We start from the raw sequence: 18,414 nt of genomic DNA, 5'->3' as shown, positions 1-18,414 counted from the left end.
GCCCCCGCGCCCGCACCACTCCCGGCCCCCGTGCCGGTCCCGTGGTTGGTGCTCCACGCATCCCGCCCCCAGTTGCCGCGCACCGCCCAGACGATCAGCCCGGCGATCAGCGCGAGCACGATCAGCGTCCAGACCACCCGCCCGATCACGTCGCCGATCGACGGCGACCCCCAGAACCCGCCGTCCGCCCACCAGATCCCCGGCGCCCACGGCAGCAGGGACAGCAGCGCGAGCACCCCGATGCCGACGATCGCCGGCTGGAAGTCGCCATCGAACAGCCGCTGCAGGTGGATGCGGTTCTCCCTGTCCGGCAGGAGTGCCCACGCCGCTGCGTAGATCAGCAGCATCGGGGCGCCGAGGATCGCGGCGACGACGACGATGCCGCGCACGATCAGCGGGTCGATGCCGATGCGGTTGGCGACGCCGGCGCAGACGCCGCCGAGCCAGCCTTCCGTGCGCACGATGCCGAGGCCGCGCATCCAGGTGAAGAACGTGGTCCCGCGCCCGGAGAGGCCGCTGGTCGGGCCGCCGTACGGCGCACCGGGCGTGCCGGGTGGGGGAGGTGTGGTCGAGTCATGCTGTGACATGCTTCGATCCTGGCGTCGGCGGCGGGGTCGCCGGTATCGGGTATCACCCTGAGTCATCCCTGATTCGTCGCGGCCGGGGTGTCGGGGATGGGCCGAGTCTGCTTGGATTTCACCGTGACCGACACGTTCGCGCCTCGAAGCGCGCCAGCACGCCCTCCGCGGGTTCCGTTGGCGCGCCCGCGGACCTGCGAGCTGAGCGGGGTGAGCGTCGCGCTCGCCGATCACCTCGGCTGGTCGGTCACGATGGTGCGCTGGCTGTTCGTCGCCCTCGCGCTGATCGGCGGGGCAGGCGTCCTCCTCTATCTGTGGTTGTGGGCGCTCACGCCGCTGCGCCCGGCGACGCTGGCCGACCCGCAGGAACGCGTCGTGCGCCGCATCCCCGTCGCGTGGCTGCTGCTCGGGATGTCCGGGGTCGCCGGCATCTCGGCCGTCGCCCTGGCCTCGGCGGGCTCCTCCCCGTTCGGCCTGCTCGCTGCGATCGGCGCGAGCATCCTGCTGGCGGTCGCCTGTGTGGCCTGGGACCAGCTGGTCGACGTCGGTGATGTCGCCCGCACGCCGGCCACCTCCCGCACGCTGCGCATCGCGGCCGGCGCCTTCCTCGTGGTGATCGCCATCGCGCTGAGCTCGCTGGTCGACCAGGCGGGCACGGGCTGGCTGTGGCTCGGGATCATCGCCTCCACGTTCGCGGGCGCCGCCGTGCTCGTCGGCCCGTGGGCGCTGCGGCTGTGGCGCGAGCTGATCGCCGAGCGCACAGCGCGCATCAAGCAGGAGCAGCGTGCGGAGATCGCCGCGCACCTGCACGACTCCGTGCTGCAGACCCTCGCGCTCATCCAGAACAGGGCGGGAGCGTCGAGCGAGGTCGCCAGGATCGCCCGCGCCCAGGAGCGCGAACTGCGCGAGTGGCTCTATGCGGACGCCGCGGACGACCGGGATGCGCAGGTGCGCGACCTCGCCTCCGAGCTGCGGGCCACCGCTGCCGCCCTGGAGGTCGACCATCCGGTGCACATCGACGTCGTCGCCGTCGGAGAGCCCGTCGAGCATGCACCCAACGAGCTCGCCGCCGCTGCCAGGGAGGCCATGCTCAACGCGGCCAGGCACGCGGGCGGCGACGTGTCCGTCTACGTGGAGAGCCGGGCGGGAGGGGTGGACGTGTTCATCAGGGACCGCGGCCCGGGGTTCGACGTGGATGCGCTGCCGGAGGGCAGGCTCGGCGTCCGCGAGTCCATCATCGGCCGGATGCGCAGGGCGGGCGGGCACGCGACCGTCACCTCCCGGGCCACCGGCACCGAAGTCCAGCTGAGCATCGAGTACGCGAACGAGGCACCATGACAGACCACACCGACCAGCCGGCACCCGCCGCGCAGAACCCGATCACCGTGGTGATCGTCGACGACCACTCGATCTTCCGCTCCGGCCTGCGCGCCGACCTCGACGACCGCCTCTCCGTGGTCGGCGAGGCGGCCGACGTGGATGCGGCGGTCGCCACGATCCTGGCCACGCGCCCCTCCGTCGTCCTCCTCGACGTGCACCTGCCCGGCGGAGCCGGCGGCGGGGGAGCAGAAGTGGTGCGCAGGACCATCGCGGAGTGTCCGGACACCCGGTTCCTCGCGCTGAGCGTGTCCGACGCCGCAGAGGACGTGGTCGGCGTCATCCGGGCCGGCGCGCGCGGCTATCTCACCAAGGGAAGCTCGGGCGGCCAGGTGAGCGACGCGGTCGTCGGGGTCGCCGGCGGGGACGCGGTGTTCTCGCCCAGGCTGGCCGGCTTCGTCCTCGACGCGTTCGGCGCGGCGGCGGGGGAGCAGGCGGAGTCGACGGACGAGCTCGACAGGCTCTCCGCCCGCGAGCGCGAGGTGATGCGGCTGATCGCCCGCGGCTACTCCTATAAGGAGGTCGCGGCCGACCTGTTCATCTCGATCAAGACCGTCGAGACGCACGTCTCCGCCGTGCTGCGCAAGCTGCAGCTGTCGTCCCGCCACGAGCTCACGGCCTGGGCGCTGGAGCGCAAGCTCCTCTAGCCTCCTCTAGCGCGAGACTCCACTATCTGTCGCGAATCGCCCGGGATCCGCGACAGTTACCGGCATCTCACGCATCCGGTGCGGCGAACAGGCGCTGGAGGCGGCGCACCCCTTCGAGCAGTTCGTCGTCGCCGAGCGCGTACGAGAGCCGCAGGTAGCCCGACGGCCCGAACGCCTCTCCGGGAACCGTCGCGACCTCTGCCTGATCCAGGATGAGGTCGGCCAGTTCCAGTGACGTTGTCGGCGTCACGCCGCCCCAGGTCCTGCCGAGCAGGCCGGACACATCCGGATAGACGTAGAACGCGCCCTGCGGCGTCGGGGTGAGGATGCCGTCGATGGCGTTCAGCTCGGACACGATCGTGCGCCGCCGCCTGTCGAACGCGAGCCGCATCTGCTCCTCGGGCTCCTGCGTTCCGGTGAGGGCTTCGAGCGCGGCCCGCTGCGAGATGTTGGACACGTTGGACGACAGGTGCGACTGCAGGTTGGCCGCCGCGGCGATGATGTCGGAGGGGCCGACCATCCAGCCCACCCGCCAGCCGGTCATCGCGTACGTCTTGGCGACGCCGTTGACCAGGATGGTGCGGTCGGCCAGAGCGGGGACGGCGTCCACGATCGAGACGGCCTTCACGCCGTCGTACGTGAGGTTCTGGTAGATCTCGTCCGCGATCACGTAGAGGCCGTGCTCGTCCGCCCAGCGGCCGATCTCCTCGACCTGCTCCGGCGGGTAGACGGCGCCGGTCGGGTTCGACGGGGAGACGAACAGCAGCACCTTGGTGCGCTCGGTGCGTGCGGCTTCGAGCTGGTCGACGGTCACCAGGTAGCCCTGGTCCGCCCCGGCGAACACGTCCACCTGCACTCCGCCGGCCAGCTTGATCGCCTCGGGGTACGTGGTCCAGTACGGGGTGGGGACGAGCACCTCGTCTCCCGGATCGAGCAGGGTCGCGAACGCCTGGTAGACCGCCTGCTTGCCTCCGTTGGTGACCACGACACCGGATGCGGGCACATCCAACCCGGAGTCCCTGCGCGTCTTCTGCGCGATCGCCTCGCGCAGCTCGGGGAGCCCGGCGGCCGGGGTGTACCGGTAGTTGCGCGGGTCCTCGACGGCGGAGATGGCGGCGTCCACGATGTTCTGCGGGGTCACGAAGTCCGGCTCGCCCGCCGCGTAGCTGATCACGGGCCTGCCCTGCGCTTTGAGGGCCTTGGCCTTCGCATCCACTTTGAGGGTGGCTGACTCGGCGATGGATGCGATGCGTGTCGAAATGCGCTGCTGTGCGGTCACGGGGCCCAACTTTACAGTCCGCTCCGGGTCACATACACTTGGTCGCGGTAGTTGAAATCTGCCAAGCTTTTTTGCGCCCTTTTTCGATTGAGGTCCGCCGGCGGAACTGCCTCGCTCGCAGAGAAATCTCCGAGTGTGATCGGCTAGCCTGGTCGGGAAGGTGTGCGCGGGAACGCTCAGCGATTTCGCTTTCATAGGGCGGTGGCTCAATTGGTAGAGCAGCGGTCTCCAAAACCGCAGGTTGCAGGTTCGAGTCCTGTCCGCCCTGCAAGTCGTCACTTCAGGTGACGACCCACGAAAGGTGTAACAAGGTGGCCCGAAAAGTTATCGACGAGCCGAGCGAGGAAATCGTCGCCAACGCGAAGAAGGACCGCGCCGCAAAGCGTGGACCCTTCGCACGGATCGCTCTGTTCATCCGCCAGGTCATCGGCGAACTGAAGAAGGTCGTCACCCCGACGCGCAAAGAACTGTTCAGCTACACCGGAGTTGTTCTCGTCTTCGTGGTGATCATGATGGCGCTCGTGTCCCTGCTCGACTGGGTCTTCGGGCTCGGCGTCGTCTGGGTCTTCGGAAACCCGTCCTGACCCAACGCCCGTGTCACGGCCCCACCCGAGGGCGGATCGACCGGCTACCGACAGAAATGGAATGAATTCAGTGTCTGAGACAAATCGCGACGACGTGGACTGGGCGACCGCAGCCGAGCAGTCCTCCGAAGACGATGAGGCGCAGACCGGCAACGTTCTGGCCCGCGACGAGGAATCCGTCGACGCCGCAGAGCACGAAGCTCTGCACGTGGTCGCAGAAGACGGAACCGAGATCGACCTGGACGCCGTCCTCGACGCGATGGCGGAAGCCGTCGACCCCGAGGCGGACCGCGCCGTCGACGAGGCCCTCGAGGTCGACGACGAGCAGGAGGCGGAAGCCGCCCTCGAAGCCGTCGAAGACGAGGACGAGGCAGCGACCGACCCCTACGAGGAGTTCCGCGCCGAGCTGCGCAGCAAGATCGGCAAGTGGTACGTCATCCACTCGTACGCCGGGTTCGAGCGCCGCGTGAAGTCGAACATCGAGAACCGCATGGTCTCCATGAACATGGAGGACTTCATCTTCGAAGTCCAGGTTCCGATGGAAGACGTCGTCGAGATCAAGAACGGCCAGCGCAAGATGGTCAACCGCGTGCGCATCCCGGGCTACGTGCTCGTGCGCATGGACCTCAACGAGGACAGCTGGTCCGTCGTCCGGCACACGCCGGGTGTCACTGGCTTCGTCGGCAACGCGCACAACCCCACCCCCCTGCGCTTCGAAGAGGCCTTCTCGATGCTGAAGAGCCTCGTGCAGGTCGAAGCGGCTCCGGCCAAGGGTGCTGCGAAGGGTCAGAAGGCCGCGCAGCGCGTCATCCCCGCCGAGGTCGACTTCGAGATCGGCGAGACCATCACGATCAAGGAAGGCTCGTTCGCGGGCCTGCCTGGTTCGATCAGCGAGATCAAGCCGGAGAGCGGCAAGCTCACCGTCCTCGTCTCCCTGTTCGAGCGCGAGACCCCGGTCGAGCTCAGCTTCGACCAGGTCACCAAGCTCTAACGGAATAAGAGCGACCCGCCCTCAGTTTTCTCAATCACCGGATCTCGGACAGGCCGAGAAACCGGGAGAGCCGTTCGGGATGAGATCCCGGATGCTCGAATACACAAAGAAGGAAGAAACATGGCACCGAAGAAAAAGGTCACTGGTCTGATCAAGCTTCAGATCAACGCCGGCGCCGCCAACCCCGCCCCGCCGATCGGTCCGGCGCTGGGTCAGCACGGCGTCAACATCATGGAGTTCTGCAAGGCGTACAACGCGGCGACCGAGTCGCAGCGCGGCAACGTCATCCCGGTGGAGATCACCGTCTACGAGGACCGTTCGTTCACGTTCGTCCTCAAGACGCCGCCGGCCGCCGAGCTCATCAAGAAGGCCGCAGGCGTCCCCAAGGGCTCCGGCGTCCCGCACACCACCAAGGTCGGCAAGCTGACCCAGGAGCAGGTGCGCGCGATCGCCGAGCAGAAGATGGTCGACCTGAACGCGAACGACATCGACGCAGCGTCGAAGATCATCGCAGGCACCGCCCGTTCGATGGGCATCACGGTCGAGGCGTAAGCCCTCGTCCTCCACAGACACATCCGTGGCAGAGCCGGCCAGGCTCGCACCACATTCTCGACAGGAGAAACCACATGGCACACAAGTCAAAGGCCTACCGGGCCGCGGCCGAGAAGATCGAGGCCGGAAAGTTCTACACCCCCACTGAGGCCGTCTCGCTCGCTCGCGAGACCGGCTCCAGCAACTTCAACTCGACCGTCGAGGTCGCGCTGAAGCTCGGCGTCGACCCCCGCAAGGCGGACCAGATGGTCCGCGGTACCGTCATTCTTCCTCACGGCACCGGCAAGACGGCTCGCGTCGTCGTGTTCGCGACGGGCCCGGCTGCTGAGGCCGCCATCGCAGCAGGCGCAGACGAGGTCGGCGGCGCCGAGCTCATCGAGAAGGTCGCCGGTGGATACACCGACTTCGACTCGGCTGTCTCCACCCCGGAGCTCATGGGCCAGGTCGGCCGTCTCGGCAAGGTGCTCGGCCCGCGTGGTCTGATGCCGAACCCGAAGACCGGCACTGTGACGCCGGATGTGGCCAAGGCCGTCTCCGACATCAAGGGTGGAAAGATCGAGTTCCGCGTCGACAAGCACGCCAACGTGCACTTCGTCGTCGGCAAGGCGGCCTTCACCGCCGAGCAGCTCGACGAGAACATCAAGGCCGCTCTCGAAGAGGTCATGCGTCTCAAGCCGTCCTCCTCGAAGGGCCGTTACGTTCAGAAGGGCGCTGTGTCGACCACGTTCGGCCCGGGCATCCCGCTGGACGTCAACGCCATCTAGGCAGCGACCGAATCGTTCGATCAGGCCGTCTCCGGTTTCCGGAGGCGGCCTTTTCGTCGTTTACGCGTGACCATCTTTCATCCGTGTAAAACTTTGCAACAGAACTGTCTACCCCTCTTGTGGCGGTAGAACTCATGGGTCTACTCTCGCGATTGGCGCGCGCCGCGCGCCGCTCACTGTCGAGTAAGGATCAACTTCATGACAACTCGCACCACCAGACGAGTCCTCCACAAAAGGGCCGTCGGAATCATCGCCACCGCGGCCGCCGCGGTGGCGTTGTCGATGGCGGGGACCGGAGCAGCGAATGCGGCCGACAGGGTCACTTTCGCCGACTCCGTACCGAGCTGGGCGACTGCAGCCAACGATGCAGGAGCCGCCCCGACGGACCAGACAGTGCAGGGCGAGATCTACCTCCCCCTGCGCGACCAGCGAGGCGCCGAGGCGCTCGCGAAGGCCGTCTCGAATCCGGTCAACCTGGGCTTCCGCAAGGCGCTCAGCCCGAGCCAGTGGATCAACCGGTTCTCGCCGACCCAGGCGGACACGGATGCTGTCGTCAGCTTCCTGAAGACGGCCGGCCTGTCGATCACGGCCGTTCCCGCCAGCCGCCAGTACGTGGTCTTCCGCGGCACGCCGGACCAGCTCGGTTCGATCTTCGGCACGTCGCTGCACTCGTTCGACTACGCGGGCAAGAAGCTCGTCGCGCCGACCAGTGCACCGTCGCTGCCCGCCGCGGTCGGCACCAAGGTGTCCGGCATCAGCATCGAGCAGTCGCGCACGCTGACCAAGCCGGACTCGATCAAGCAGGGCGACCTCGGCGCATCCGGCACTCCGCAGCTGAGCCGCCAGGCGGCAGCCACCCCCGTCGTGGTGACCCCGTGCTCGCACTACACCGGTGAGCACGTCGTGACCGTTCCGCCGAGCTACAACGGCCAGACGCAGTACGGCACGTACAACTGCGGATACACTCCGGCGCAGCTCCGTTCGGCATACGGCCTCGACACGCTGAGCAAGCGCGGCGTGAACGGCTCGGGACAGACCGTCGCAATCATCGACGCGTACGCGAGCCCGTCCATCGTGAAGGACGTCAACTCGTACTCGCAGCAGTACGGCGAGCCCGGCCTCACCAACTCGAACTACCAGCAGCTGGTGCCGAAGCCGAGCGAGTTCACCGACCAGGAGCTGTGCCAGCAGCCGAGCGGATGGCAGGGCGAGCAGACGCTCGACGTCGAGTCCGTCCACGGCATCGCACCGGGCGCGCGCATCCTGTACGTGGGTGGCACGGACTGCAGTGGTGGCCTCGACGTCGCCATGTCGAAGATCCTCGACAACAAGCTCGCCACGATCGTGAGCAACAGCTACGGCAACGTGGGTGAGGCTGTCCCCGCCGACGTGATCCAGGGCGAGGTCAACCTGCAGCTGCAGGCGGCGGGCGAGGGCATCGGCCTGTACTTCTCGAGCGGTGACAACGGCGACGAGGTCGCGAACCTCGGATACGCGTCGCCCGACTTCCCCGCATCCTCCCCGTGGGTGACCTCGGTGGGTGGGACGAGCCTCGGCATCGACAAGAACGGCAAGATCGCGTACGAGACCGGCTGGGGTGACACCGTCGACCAGATCGTCAAGAACGCGGACGGTTCGCTCGCATACGCGCAGCCCCTTCCTGGCACCCGGTTCGTCGGCGGTGCCGGCGGTGGCGTGAGCGCCGTGTTCGCGCAGCCCGACTACCAGAAGAACGCCGTGCCCGCCGCCCTGGCGAACGGGCACCGCGTCTCCCCGGATGTCGCTGCCCTCGCCGACCCGTACACCGGGTTCTCGATCGGCATCCGTCCGATCATCGACGACACGACCCTCGAGACGGGCGACTACGTGAACGAGACATACGGCGGAACCTCGCTGGCGTCTCCGATCGTGGCGGCTCAGATCGCGATCGTCCAGCAGGCGACGCACACGTCGATCGGGTTCGCGAACCCGACGCTGTACGGCATCAAGCGCATCCTGCCGAACGCGTTCCGCGACGTCGTGCCGCAGAACCCGACGCAGGCCGTTGCGTACACCAGCGCCACTAGCGGCAACAGCTACCTGGTGTCCTTCGATCAGGACACCACGCTGAAGACCGCGAAGGGCTACGACGACGTCACCGGCCTCGGCGGTGTGACGTTCAACCTGCTGTCCCTCGTCGCGGCGGGGCGCCACTAGCGCCCGCACCGCACGGAACGGCCGGTCGCCCCTTCTGGGGTGGCCGGCCGTTTCAGTAGAGTGGGGCGGGTGACCGTCACCATCCGCTCCGCAGAGGCACGGGATGCGCGGGGCCTCGCCTCCGTCGCCGCCGTGACCTTCCCGCTCGCCTGCCCTCCGCACACCACCGAGGAGGCGAAGGCGGCCTTCGTCGCCACCATGCTCTCCGAGGAGAAGTTCACGGAGTACCTCGCCGACGAGGCGCGCGTGCTGCTGGTGGCCGAGGAGGAGGACGCGGACGGGGGCGTCGAGGCCATCGGATACACGATGGTGAACCTGGGGGAGCCGACGGACTCCGACGTGAGCGCGGCCATCCGCATCCGGCCGTCCAGTGAACTGAGCAAGTGCTACGTGCTGCCTGGCCACCACGGCGCAGGGGTGGCTGGTGGGCTCATGGAGGCGAGCCTCGCGGCGGCGGCCCAGGCCGGTGCATCCGGAATGTGGCTGGGCGTCAACGAGGAGAACGCGCGGGCGCAGAAGTTCTACGCCAAGCACGGGTTCGAGCGGGTCGGCTCCAAGCAGTTCCTGGTGGGCGACCGGCTGGAGGACGACTGGGTGATGGAGCGGCCGCTCTAGCGAGCGGGGTTCGTCAGCCCTCGGCCACCTTGACCACGATCTTGCCGCGGGTGTGGCCGGATTCGATGGCTCGATGGGCGTCGGCGATCTGGTCGAGCGCGAAGATCTTGTCGACGTGCACGCGGACGTTTCCCGACTCGAGCAGCCGGGCGATGACGGCGAGGGTGTTGCCGTCCGGTGCGACCTTGTAGTCGGTGCCCCTCACCCCGGCCGCCGCCGCCTCCTCTTCGAAGGTCGGCCAGCTGCCGGTGGGCGCGTTGACGATGAGGCCGCCGCGGCGCAGGACCGCCAGCGAGCGGCTGCCGGTGTCGTCGTGCACGTTCCCGACCAGGTCGATGACCACATCCATCTCGCCGGCGACGTCCTCGAACCGGGTGGTCTCATAGTCGATGACGGAGGACGCCCCGAGCGAGCGCAGCCACGACGCGTTCGCACCGGATGCGGTGGCCGTGACCTGCGCGCCGAAGTACGACGCGAACTGCACGGCGAAGTGACCGACGCCGCCGCTGCCCGCGTGGATGAGCATCCGCTGGCCCTCGTGCGCCTTCGCCACCTCGACCACCATGCCCCACGCCGTGAGTGCGGCCAGCGGGGCGCCGGCCGCCTCGATGTGCGACAGGGTCGACGGCTTCCGGACGACGCTGAGGCTCGGCACCGAGACGTACTCCGCGTATGTCCCACCGAACCGGGGGACCATCACCATCCCGAACACCTCGTCGCCGGGCTTGATGGGATGCGCGCGATACGGCGACTCGACGACCACACCGCTGAAGTCGTGTCCGAGCACGGCGGGCAGGTCCCGGATGGCGCCGAACACGCCGCGCCCGGCCCTGGTCTTGGCGTCGATCGGGTTCACGCTCGCGGCGACGACCTTGACCAGGAACTCCGCGTTCACCCTGTCGGGCGTCGCGGTCTCGCCGATCCGCAGCTCGTCCGCGTCGCCGGGCCTGGCGAGCAGTGCGGCCCGCATCGTCTTCTGCATTCGTCGTCCCCTCATCGGCTGCTCTTCAGTCAAGCCCGTCAATGATTCGCGGGTGTTTCGGCGGCGTCACCACGTATGAACAGTGCGTTTCGGATACCCCCAGGACGTTTCCAGGCGGCGTCTGGTTAGGATGCTCCTCGTGAGCAGACTGCTGCGTGTCGTGCGCCAACCGTTCGCGGCACCGCTGCTCGCGCGCGGCTGGCAGCGAGCGGTGCCCGTGCTGCTCGCGCTCGGCACCATCTCGGTGCTCGGCGGGCTCACCATCATCTGGGCGGCGCGGCTCACCGTGCCGTACCCGGTCTACGTCAGCGAGCTCGGCGCTCAGGGCGCGCCGACCGCTCAGCCGTTCGCCGTCGCGCTGCTGTGCATCGCGGCAGGCGGCTTCTCGATCGCACTGGCGAGCGGGCACATCCGGTCGTCGGTGCGGCTGCTGAACCGGTGGGCGCCCGCCGTGACGCTCGGGTTCGCCGCGATCTGCTTCGTCGTGGCGTCGCAGATCACCTGCACGGCTGCGTGCCCCGTGCCGCTCGCCGATCCGCGGTCGACGGTGCAGGACCTCGTGCACACGGTGACGGCGGTGCTGGGCTTCGGGGCCGCCTGCTACGCGATGCTGCAGGTGGCGTTCGCCTCCACGGTGCCCAGGGTGGCGCGGTTCTCGCTGGTGAGTTGCTTCGCAGTGGCGGGCATCACCATCGTGGGCGGACTGCTCGCGATCGTGCACGTCGCCACGGATGTCGGAGCGTGGCTGGAGCTGATCGGGACGACGGTGGCCATCGCGTGGCTGGCGATCTACTCGCTGACGCTGGTGCGCGTTCCGGTGCTCGCGGAGTAGGCGGGCCGGCAGCTCAGGACGGCTGCGGGCTGGTCGCGCGGCGCAGGGCGTCGATGAGGTCGCCAGCCAAAGCGACGAGCTTCCTGATCTCGGCGTCGTCGCGGTCCACCCACCGGCATTCCGGTTCTTCGTGCAGCGGGACGAACCCGGAGTGCTGCTCCCAGACGAAGAGGGTGCGCTCGGCGCCGAGCACGAATTGCTGCCACCAGATCTGCCGCAGGTAGTTGCGCGGGATGCTCCGGAACGGCTTGTTCGTCGTCTTGATCTCCGCGAGCTCGATGGTGCCGCTGGCCCGCACGGTCAACCCATCCGGTGTCGCCAGGAAGCGGGGCTCTCGCTCGGAGTGGTAAAGAGCATCCGACGGGTGAATGCCGTGGGTGGCCGCCACCCAGGCGGCGATCTCTGGCTCCCGGGTGCGGCCGTGTTGGGTGTAGATGTTGCCCGAGAATCCGGTGCCGTGCAGCTTGTCGTACGCGGCGGACTGCACCGAGCGCGGCGTGGACAGCTTCGCCACGTCGGTCGCGGTGATGCCGCGGCTGCGGGCGCGCAGCCAGGCGACCCTGTCGCTGGAGTGGGCGACGACCCTGCTGAGGTGCCCGCGGTACACGCGGTCGGCATCCGGTGCTTCGAGCTGGAATTCGAGCTCCGCCTGCACAGCCTCCGCCTGAACGACCTCGGCCGGCCGCAGGTCGACGAGAGAGGCTGGACGGGTCAGGACAGGATCGAGCACCCGTCCATTCTCTCTCGCATCACGCCCCCGCGCTCGACCCCACGCCAGCGACGCCGAGCTGGCGGCGGGCCTCGTCGATGGTCTCCACGGTCTGCACCGCCTCGACCAGTGGATGCAGGGGAGAGTCGGTCAGCCCCTCCGTCACGTAGCGGGCGAGCGCGGCCGCCTCGTACGACATGCCCTGCCTGCCCGGCCGTCCGTAGGGGTCGTCCCAGCTGAGCACGTCGCCGCCCTGCACGAAGCGCAGGCCGCTCGCCGACCAGAACGGGCTGCCGGTCTCGACGCGCGCCTCCGACCCGCAGATCGTCGCGAGCGACGGGGTCGCCGCGCGCAGGCCAGTGCTGAGGAGCGCCTGCGCGCCGGTCACCGACGACAGGATGAGCGACGCCTGCTCGTCGACGCCGGTGGAAGCGAGCGTGCCGGCCGCGATGATCCCGGCCGGGCGGCCGATCGCGAACGACGCCCAGGAGACCACGTACACGCCGAGGTCGAGGAGCGCCCCGCCGCCGAGGGCCGGGTCGAAGAGCCTGCTGGCCGGGTCGAAGCGCGCGCTGCCGCCGAAGTCGGCGGTCACCACGCGCACGTCACCGAGCGCGCCGTCGTCGAGCAGCTGCCGGATGATGTCGGTCTGCGGCAGGTAGCGCGTCCACATCGCCTCCATCGCGAACACGCCCGCCGCCTTCGCCGCCCGCTCGATGCGCCGGGCGTCCTCCGCGTCGGCCGCGAGCGGCTTCTCCACCAGGACGCTCTTGCCCGCCGCGATGGCCAGCAGGGCGTGCTCGGCGTGCTGGGTGTGCGGCGACGCGACGTAGACCACATCCACGTCGGGGTCGGCGACCAGCTCCGCGTACGAGCCGTACGCGCGCTCCACCCCGTGGGCGGCGGCGAACGCGGCGGCGCGCTCCGCCGACCGCGACCCTGCCGCCACCACGCGCTGCCGCGTGTGCGCGTGCAGCGCATCCGTGAAGTCGGCGGCGATCCCGCCCGGCGCGAGCACACCCCAGCGCAGCGGAGGTGCGTCTGCCGGGTCCGGATGGCGCGGGTCGGGAAGCGAGCGGAGTCGGGTGGTCATGGGACCAGTCTGCCGCACGCGCCGGCGCTCTGTGGGGGCGATTGATCTTCCAGCTATTATGAAAACATAATGCGTACTAGAACCTAAAATTGAAAGACAATACGCTTAAATCTCCGCGCGTTTGGACGACTGGGAATTATCGCTCACGTCCCGAGGAAAGGATCGAGATGCGTAAGCCCCTGCGATTGTGGCGAGTGAAGTCGGGAGCGGCGGTCGCCGCCATGGCCCTGACCGCAGCGTTGTGTGTTGGGAACACGCCCGCTTTGGCTGACGACGCGCCGGATGCGCCAGCTGCGGCTGAAGGAACGTCCATGAACAGCGAGGAGCCAGGCAGTGGGGCGCGCGCGCACGACGAGGCAACGCGAGACTACGTGGCACGTGATGTGGATACTGGCGAAGGAATCATGGAATCGCCCGTAGCGGCAGCAGCGGACGGCGGGTTCCTCACCTTCCCTCGGGTGACCGACAACGTGTTTCGTTACACGGTGAAGATCGCGGCATCGGCTCGGGGAGAGCAGTACCGTCCTGTTCTGCAGGCGGTCGCCAATGAGTTGCGAGCGGCGGGCCTCGCCGATCTCACCATCGCCGCTGGCCAGTTCGCGCTCCCAGACGGTCCCAAGGTGATACCGAAAACCCACGAGATCTACTTCTACAACGTGGCGACGAACGAATGCGGAGCCGGTGCAGTCGGATGCGGCGGACCGTGGTTCAGGTCACGAGCGCATGATGCCGACGCGATCGCCATCAGCGGGAGGGTCTGGATCTACCCGGTCATCGACGGGAGATCGGCCCAGGAGAAGCATCACGTTGTGGCCCACGAGATCGGTCATGCACTCGGACTACAGCATTTCGATGGGGTCTTTCAGGGCGCGTACCAGGTGATGCATCCGTCGAAATTCGATTCTGCCTCGTACCAAAACGGCGATCGTGCAGGGCTAGCGCATCTGGGACGAGATGAGCGACCGAACGGGACGCTCGAGCCGCTCACGTTCCCGTCGGCCGGGAAGATCCGCGCGACCGGTTGGGCGTTCGACCCGGATCAGACCGAGGCAGGGACGGTCAGGATCACCGTCGATGGGGCGACAGCCAAGCAGCAGGTCACGAATGTGTATCGCGCAGACGTGAACGCGGCACATAAGCTGCCCAACTTTGCGTACCGAGGCTTCGATGTGACGTTCAACGTATCGGCCGGTTCCCACGTCGTCTGCATGACGGTGCTGAACTATCCCCGGGACACGTACACGCCAGCAGGTTCATGTCAGACGGTGACGTCCAAGGGCGCGTTGACCTCGACACGGATCGAGGGCGGCGACCGTTACGAGTCCGCTGCTGCGGTGGCGCGGGCGGCCTTCCCTGTATCGGCGCCTGTCGTCGTCGTAGCTAGCGGTGAGTCTTTCCCCGACGCCCTGGCCTCCGGCCCGGTCGCGGCGAAGCTGGGCGGCCCGCTGCTCTTGACGCAGGGGACCGCGCTGACCGCGCCGACGAAAGCCGAGATCAGCCGACTCAAGCCGAGCAAGATCATCGTCTCCGGTGGAACGGCGTCGATCAGCGACAGTGTCCTGGCCGAGTTGAAGAAGGTGGCGGGGACGGTCGTCCGCGTCTCCGGTGCCGACCGCTACGAGACGTCGCGGAAGCTGGTGTCATATGCCTTCTCGAGTGCGTCGGTGGCGTTCGTCGCCTCCGGGGATACGTTCCCGGACGGACTCTCCGCTGGTGCAGGTGCCGCTGGACGGGGTGCTCCGCTGCTGCTGGTGAGCTCCGGGCCGACCGCGGCGGACGCTGCGACGGCGAGTCTGGCGAAGTCGCTGAAGTCGACGGCGGTCCGGGTCGTCGGAGGCACGGTGGTCGTGTCCACGACCACAGTGAACACGATCAAGGCTGTCGTCTCCGACACGCAGCGAGTGGCAGGGGCGGACCGTTTCCTGACCTCCGTAGCGATCGCGAAGAATTACTTCCCCGCAGCAACTCCTCAAGTGTTCGTCGTAAACGGGCTGAACTTCCCGGACGGGCTGGTCGCAGCGCCGCTGGCTGCAGTGAAGAAGGCGCCCGTGTATCTCTCGCCGGGCTACTGCCTCAACCGCGAAGCACTCACCGACTTGGACCGGCTGGGCGCCTCGCAACTCACTCTGATCGGCGGAACCACGTCCCTCAACGCCGATGTCGCAGCTGGACGTATCTGCTGAACCGGCCGAGTCGAAACTCACCTGAAAGGAAACGATGATGCATAAAATCCCATTCGCCATGGCGACGCTCGTGGGAGCTGTCGCTCTTGCGTTCGCCGCGCCTGCCGCGGACGCTCGGACTCTACCGCTGACACCGACAGTGAAAGAACGATTGGCTGGCGCCGACCGTTTCGGCACCGCTGTCGCCGTGTCGATGAACGCCTATCAGGACACGGCTCCGGTGGTCTACCTTACGAACGGGGTGAACTTCCCCGACGCGCTGTCGGCGGGACCGGTCGCAGCCCGGCAGGGCGGCCCAGTGCTCTTGTCGAAATGGGATCAGGTGCCCGATGCGACAATCGCCGAGATCGAGCGACTGTCACCGAAAAAGATCGTTCTCGTCGGCGGGACGTCGGCGCTCGCTCCCTCTGTCGAGAAATGGGCGAACTCGCTCGCTGAGCAAGTGGTGCGGATCGCCGGTTCCGATCGGTTCGACACGTCTCGACGTCTGGCGGAGGAATCCTTCACCGCCCCGGTCTCGACGGTCTACCTGGCCACCGGTAGGGACTACCCGGACGCGTTATCTGCGGGAGCCGCCGCGGCTAAGGCGGGCGGACCTGTTCTGCTTGTGGACGGAGACGCGGACCGGCTGGACGCTGCCACCGCGGCGACGCTGGCGAAACTCGCACCGGGAAAGCTGGTGATCGCGGGCGGACCTTCGGCTGTCTCGGACGGAATCCTCGCACAGGCGAAGTCCATGGTCCCCGCCTCGTCCAGGGTGGCAGGCATGGACCGTTTCGAAACCTCGGCCGCGATCGGCGATACATTCGGCGCTGCGAAGCACGGCTACGTCGCCTCCGGCTGGAACTTCCCGGACGCGCTGGTCGGATCGGCCCTCGCGGGAAGGAACGGCGAACCTCTCTATGTCATCCACCCATACTGCCAGCCGGACTCGACCGCTGACAGCCAGAGGATGCTCGGCGTCACCCAGGTGTCGATTATCGGCGGACCGGCGTCGATCGTTGACGCCGCAGCGACGCAATTGTGTTCCCGTGTTGTTTCGTCGCAAGTCTTACCGTAACGAGCACGCACCGGCGCCCGTGCTCATCGGCTCGATGAGCACGGGCGCCGTGCCGCTGACTGACCTAGCGCGGCCAGACGCCCGCATCCGGGTTGGACACCTCGGGCACACGCCGCGCGCCCGCCACGGGGGCGGCCCAGCGCACGCCGTTCGCGAGCACCTTCCGCACCTGCGGGTGGAAGTACACCGGGTACTCCTGGTCGCCGGGGCTGAAGTAGAAGATCTTGCCGCGGCCGCGCGTGAAGGTGACGCCGGAGCGGAAGACCTCTCCGCCGGTGAACGAGCTGATGAACACCAGGTCGTCCGGGGTGGGGATGTCGAAGAACTCGCCGTACATCTCCTGCGCCTCGATCACGATCGGCTGCTCGACGCCCTCGGCGATGGGATGCGTCGGGTTGACGTTCCAGACCAGCTCGCGCTCTCCGCCCTCCGGGTTGCGCCAGGCGAGCGAACACGTCGTGCCGAGCATCCGGATGAAGATCTTCGAGAAGTGGCCGGAGTGCAGCACGATCAGGCCCATGCCGCCGAGGACGTGGCTGCGGACGCGCTCCACGACCTCGTCCGAGACCTGGTCGTGGGCGATGTGGCCCCACCAGAGCAGCACGTCGGTGTCGGCCAGCACCTCCTCGGTGAGGCCGTGCTCCTCGTCGGCGAGCGTCGCGGTGCGGACGCTGACGTCGCTGCCGAGCAGGTCGCTCAGGCCGTCGGCGATGGCGCCGTGGATGCCCGTGGGGTAGATGGCGGCGATGTCCGGCTGGGTGGCCTCGTGGACCCCCTCGTTCCAGACGGTGACGCGCAGTGCCGACATGGTCATGCTCCCTTCGTGGCCGGCTCGAGCACGACCTCTGCGTTGCGGCGGGCCGACTCGTACGCCGCGTCGATGACGCGGGCGCGGTCGAGGGCGCGCGAGCCGTCGTATTCCGCCCAGTGCGCGGTGTCCGCGACGTGCTCGAGGAACGTCTCGACGACGGCCAGGTGGCCGCGGCCCGGGTCGGCGGCGACGCTCACGTCGGAGGTCGCCTCTCCCTCGCCGGTGAAGATGGTCAGTTCGCCCGCCGGCGCGTAGTCGACGACGCGCAGGTCGGCGCCGCCCTCCGTGCCGTAGAGGGTGATGCCGAACTCGTCGCCCGCCGGACGGTATGCCGCCCAGCTCGTCTCGAGCACGATCGAGCCGCCGCCTTCGAGACGCAGCAGCAGGCTGGCGAGGTCCTCGACCTCGTAGGCCGAGCCGACGTCCTGCTTGTTGCCCGCAGCACCGCCGCGGCCGCGGGTGCCGAGCTCGGAGTGGGTGACGGCCGACACCGCGGTGACCCGCGGCTCGCCGAACAGGTGCAGTGCGTAGTCGAGCACGTGCACGCCGATGTCGATCAGCGGTCCGCCTCCCGCCATCTCGCGGTTGGTGAACCAGCTGCCGAGCGCGGGGATGCCCGCCCTGCGCAGCCAGATCGCGCGTGCGTGGTACGGGCGGCCGATCTGTCCGGCGTCGATCGCGGCCTTGAGCGCCTCGATGTCGCCGCGGCGGCGGTGGTTGAACGCGACCTCCAGCACGCGGTTCGCGGCGTGGGCGGCATCCACCATCGCCTGCGCCTCGTCGGCGGTCCTGGCGATCGGCTTCTCGCTGAGGACGTGGATGCCCGCTTCGAGCGCCCCGACCGCGATCGGTGCGTGCAGGAACGTCGGCACGGCAACGCTGACCACGTCGATGCCGCCGTCTTCGACCAGCTCGTGCCAATCGCGGTAGAGGCGGGTGATGCCGTACTTCTCTCCCAGCTCGGCGCGCGGGCCGTCCTCCATGCCGGCGATGGCGACGAGCTCGACGCCGGGGAGGGTGGCGTACGCCTCCATGTGCTGCTGGCCGGCCCAGCCGAGTCCGATGACCGCGGCCTTGATGGTCGCGCCTGTACCGCCGGTGGTGGCGCCGGTGTTCGTCGCAGTGCTCACGACTGTCCTTCCGATTCGTGTGTTGTGGGTG

18 protein-coding genes and 1 tRNA gene are annotated in these 18,414 nt (G+C 68.2%); 12 read left to right on the top strand and 7 right to left on the bottom strand.

The window, feature by feature from the left end; genetic code table 11:
• A partial coding sequence (locus B7438_RS18790; RefSeq protein ID WP_143466067.1) for a PspC domain-containing protein occupies positions 1-587 on the bottom strand: 587 nt, incomplete at its 3' end.
• An 87-nt stretch (positions 588-674) separates the two neighbouring features.
• On the opposite strand from B7438_RS18790, the gene B7438_RS18785 reads away from it, so the two are divergent.
• Both B7438_RS18785 and B7438_RS18780 read left to right on the top strand, forming a co-directional pair.
• On the top strand, positions 675-1,916 hold the full coding sequence (locus tag B7438_RS18785) for an ATP-binding protein (RefSeq protein ID WP_085371206.1): 1,242 nt from the start codon (positions 675-677) through the stop codon (positions 1,914-1,916).
• Positions 1,913-2,602: a response regulator transcription factor gene (locus B7438_RS18780; protein WP_085371205.1), complete on the top strand. Its 690-nt coding sequence runs from the start codon at positions 1,913-1,915 to the stop codon at positions 2,600-2,602. The genes B7438_RS18785 and B7438_RS18780 overlap by 4 nt, the downstream gene beginning before the upstream one ends.
• 67 nt (positions 2,603-2,669) lie before the next feature.
• Here B7438_RS18780 and B7438_RS18775 read toward each other — a convergent pair whose 3' ends face one another.
• A complete protein-coding gene (locus tag B7438_RS18775) occupies positions 2,670-3,881 on the bottom strand; it encodes a pyridoxal phosphate-dependent aminotransferase (RefSeq protein ID WP_179150877.1) in 1,212 nt (403 codons plus the stop codon).
• A 195-nt stretch (positions 3,882-4,076) separates the two neighbouring features.
• Between B7438_RS18775 and B7438_RS18770 the strand changes: the two genes are divergently transcribed.
• The 7 genes from B7438_RS18770 to B7438_RS18740 all read left to right on the top strand — a co-directional run bounded on the left by B7438_RS18770 (position 4,077) and on the right by B7438_RS18740 (position 9,583).
• Positions 4,077-4,149, top strand: a tRNA-Trp gene (locus B7438_RS18770).
• A 43-nt stretch (positions 4,150-4,192) separates the two neighbouring features.
• The gene (gene secE / locus B7438_RS18765; protein WP_085371203.1) at positions 4,193-4,465 is read left to right on the top strand and encodes a preprotein translocase subunit SecE; all 273 of its coding nucleotides are present in this window, start codon (positions 4,193-4,195) and stop codon (positions 4,463-4,465) included.
• Between the two features lie 70 nt (positions 4,466-4,535).
• Complete coding sequence (nusG, locus tag B7438_RS18760) at positions 4,536-5,456, top strand: transcription termination/antitermination protein NusG (protein ID WP_085371202.1); 921 nt, start codon at positions 4,536-4,538, stop codon at positions 5,454-5,456.
• Positions 5,457-5,576: 120 nt separating this feature from the next.
• Positions 5,577-6,008: a 50S ribosomal protein L11 gene (gene rplK, locus B7438_RS18755; protein WP_055890341.1), complete on the top strand. Its 432-nt coding sequence runs from the start codon at positions 5,577-5,579 to the stop codon at positions 6,006-6,008.
• Positions 6,009-6,082: 74 nt separating this feature from the next.
• Positions 6,083-6,772 carry a 50S ribosomal protein L1 gene (gene rplA / locus B7438_RS18750; RefSeq protein WP_085371201.1) on the top strand — a complete coding sequence of 230 codons (690 nt, stop codon included), beginning with the start codon at positions 6,083-6,085 and terminating at the stop codon, positions 6,770-6,772.
• Positions 6,773-6,970: 198 nt separating this feature from the next.
• A complete protein-coding gene (locus B7438_RS18745; RefSeq protein WP_256922132.1) occupies positions 6,971-8,968 on the top strand; it encodes a protease pro-enzyme activation domain-containing protein in 1,998 nt (665 codons plus the stop codon).
• 69 nt (positions 8,969-9,037) lie between these two features.
• Positions 9,038-9,583, top strand: a complete 546-nt coding sequence (locus tag B7438_RS18740; protein ID WP_085371200.1) for a GNAT family N-acetyltransferase — start codon at positions 9,038-9,040, stop codon at positions 9,581-9,583.
• A 13-nt stretch (positions 9,584-9,596) separates the two neighbouring features.
• Here B7438_RS18740 and B7438_RS18735 read toward each other — a convergent pair whose 3' ends face one another.
• On the bottom strand, positions 9,597-10,565 hold the full coding sequence (locus B7438_RS18735; protein ID WP_085371199.1) for an NADP-dependent oxidoreductase: 969 nt from the start codon (positions 10,563-10,565) through the stop codon (positions 9,597-9,599).
• Positions 10,566-10,704: 139 nt separating this feature from the next.
• On the opposite strand from B7438_RS18735, the gene B7438_RS20675 reads away from it, so the two are divergent.
• Complete coding sequence (locus B7438_RS20675) at positions 10,705-11,397, top strand: DUF998 domain-containing protein (RefSeq protein WP_168688667.1); 693 nt, start codon at positions 10,705-10,707, stop codon at positions 11,395-11,397.
• 13 nt (positions 11,398-11,410) lie between these two features.
• Here the strand turns inward: B7438_RS20675 and B7438_RS18725 are convergent, their stop codons facing one another.
• Together B7438_RS18725 and B7438_RS18720 are read right to left on the bottom strand one after the other, a co-directional pair.
• A complete protein-coding gene (locus tag B7438_RS18725) occupies positions 11,411-12,004 on the bottom strand; it encodes a YqaJ viral recombinase family protein (protein ID WP_168690753.1) in 594 nt (197 codons plus the stop codon).
• Between the two features lie 142 nt (positions 12,005-12,146).
• Positions 12,147-13,199 carry a Gfo/Idh/MocA family protein gene (locus B7438_RS18720; RefSeq protein WP_085371197.1) on the bottom strand — a complete coding sequence of 351 codons (1,053 nt, stop codon included), beginning with the start codon at positions 13,197-13,199 and terminating at the stop codon, positions 12,147-12,149.
• Between the two features lie 311 nt (positions 13,200-13,510).
• Here B7438_RS18720 and B7438_RS18715 point away from each other — a divergent pair, with 311 nt between their 5' ends.
• Complete coding sequence (locus tag B7438_RS18715) at positions 13,511-15,382, top strand: cell wall-binding repeat-containing protein (protein WP_179150876.1); 1,872 nt, start codon at positions 13,511-13,513, stop codon at positions 15,380-15,382.
• 58 nt (positions 15,383-15,440) lie between these two features.
• Positions 15,441-16,442, top strand: a complete 1,002-nt coding sequence (locus B7438_RS18710) for a cell wall-binding repeat-containing protein (RefSeq protein WP_179150875.1) — start codon at positions 15,441-15,443, stop codon at positions 16,440-16,442.
• A 64-nt stretch (positions 16,443-16,506) separates the two neighbouring features.
• Here the strand turns inward: B7438_RS18710 and B7438_RS18705 are convergent, their stop codons facing one another.
• Complete coding sequence (locus tag B7438_RS18705; RefSeq protein ID WP_085371194.1) at positions 16,507-17,256, bottom strand: ThuA domain-containing protein; 750 nt, start codon at positions 17,254-17,256, stop codon at positions 16,507-16,509.
• Positions 17,253-18,383 carry a Gfo/Idh/MocA family protein gene (locus B7438_RS18700; protein ID WP_256922130.1) on the bottom strand — a complete coding sequence of 377 codons (1,131 nt, stop codon included), beginning with the start codon at positions 18,381-18,383 and terminating at the stop codon, positions 17,253-17,255. Before B7438_RS18700 ends, B7438_RS18705 begins: the two co-directional genes overlap by 4 nt.
• Positions 18,384-18,414: the final 31 nt, after the last annotated feature.

Origin of the sequence: Leifsonia sp. NCR5 (assembly GCF_002105485.1) — a bacterium.
Taxonomy (GTDB): domain Bacteria; phylum Actinomycetota; class Actinomycetes; order Actinomycetales; family Microbacteriaceae; genus Leifsonia.
This window is presented reverse-complemented; position numbering and strand designations above follow the sequence as displayed.

Coding starts and splice junctions, on each gene's coding strand:
- B7438_RS18720 (WP_085371197.1), bottom strand. CDS start 13,199: ATGACCACCCGACTCCGCTCGCTTCCCGACCCGCGCCATCCGGACCCG.
- B7438_RS18780 (WP_085371205.1), top strand. CDS start 1,913: ATGACAGACCACACCGACCAGCCGGCACCCGCCGCGCAGAACCCGATC.
- B7438_RS18715 (WP_179150876.1), top strand. CDS start 13,511: ATGAACAGCGAGGAGCCAGGCAGTGGGGCGCGCGCGCACGACGAGGCA.
- B7438_RS18745 (WP_256922132.1), top strand. CDS start 6,971: ATGACAACTCGCACCACCAGACGAGTCCTCCACAAAAGGGCCGTCGGA.
- B7438_RS18705 (WP_085371194.1), bottom strand. CDS start 17,256: ATGACCATGTCGGCACTGCGCGTCACCGTCTGGAACGAGGGGGTCCAC.
- B7438_RS18735 (WP_085371199.1), bottom strand. CDS start 10,565: ATGCAGAAGACGATGCGGGCCGCACTGCTCGCCAGGCCCGGCGACGCG.
- B7438_RS18710 (WP_179150875.1), top strand. CDS start 15,441: ATGGCGACGCTCGTGGGAGCTGTCGCTCTTGCGTTCGCCGCGCCTGCC.
- rplK (WP_055890341.1), top strand. CDS start 5,577: ATGGCACCGAAGAAAAAGGTCACTGGTCTGATCAAGCTTCAGATCAAC.
- B7438_RS18785 (WP_085371206.1), top strand. CDS start 675: ATGGGCCGAGTCTGCTTGGATTTCACCGTGACCGACACGTTCGCGCCT.
- rplA (WP_085371201.1), top strand. CDS start 6,083: ATGGCACACAAGTCAAAGGCCTACCGGGCCGCGGCCGAGAAGATCGAG.